At 54.4% G+C, this 1,013-nt stretch carries 1 rRNA gene; it reads left to right on the forward strand.

What is annotated here, in order from left to right:
- Window positions 1-1,013: ribosomal RNA gene (locus A3GQ_RS0121095) — 23S ribosomal RNA — on the forward strand; the annotation flags it as partial.

The following is a 1,013-nucleotide window of genomic DNA, read 5'->3' on the forward strand; positions in this document are numbered from 1 at the left end:
AAATCCGTCTTCCTTAAGACTGAGTTACGACAGTAAGCGAAAATTGCAGTAGCAAAGCATCCGATTTCACACTGCCAAGAAAAGCTTCTAAGGAGAAACGTTGCGCCCGTACCGTAAACCGACACAGGTAGGCGAGGAGAGAATCCTCAGGTGCTCGGGAAAACTCTCGTTAAGGAACTCGGCAAAATGACTCCGTAACTTCGGGAGAAGGAGTGCCACCCTCCGGGGTGGTCGCAGAGAAGAGGCCCAGGCGACTGTTTAGCAAAAACACAGGTCTCTGCAAAGCCGTAAGGCGAAGTATAGGGGCTGACGCCTGCCCGGTGCTGGAAGGTTAAGGGGAGAGGTTAGCGCAAGCGAAGCTTTGAACTGAAGCCCCAGTAAACGGCGGCCGTAACTATAACGGTCCTAAGGTAGCGAAATTCCTTGTCGGGTAAGTTCCGACCCGCACGAAAGGCGTAACGATCTGGGCGCTGTCTCGACGAGAGACCCGGTGAAATTGTAATGCTAGTGAAGATGCTAGCTACCCGCGACAAGACGGAAAGACCCCGTGGAGCTTTACTGTAGCCTGATATTGAATCTAGGTACGACTTGTACAGAATAGGTGGGAGCCTTTGAAGCTAGGACGCCAGTCTTAGTGGAGGCATCCGTGGGATACCACTCTGGTCGTATCGGGGTTCTAACCTACTACCCTAATCGGGTAGAGGGACCGTGTCAGGTGGGCAGTTTGACTGGGGCGGTCGCCTCCTAAAAGGTAACGGAGGCGCTCCAAGGTTCCCTCAGCGCGGTTGGAAATCGCGCGGAAGAGTGCAAAGGCATAAGGGAGCTTGACTGCGAGACCTACAAGTCGAGCAGGGACGAAAGTCGGACTTAGTGATCCGGTGGTTCCGCATGGAAGGGCCATCGCTCAACGGATAAAAGCTACCCCGGGGATAACAGGCTAATCCCTCCCAAGAGTCCACATCGACGGAGGGGTTTGGCACCTCGATGTCGGCTCATCGCATCCTGGGGCTGAA

Source organism: Shimazuella kribbensis DSM 45090 (assembly GCF_000428065.1).
In the GTDB taxonomy this organism is placed as follows: domain Bacteria; phylum Bacillota; class Bacilli; order Thermoactinomycetales; family Thermoactinomycetaceae; genus Shimazuella; species Shimazuella kribbensis.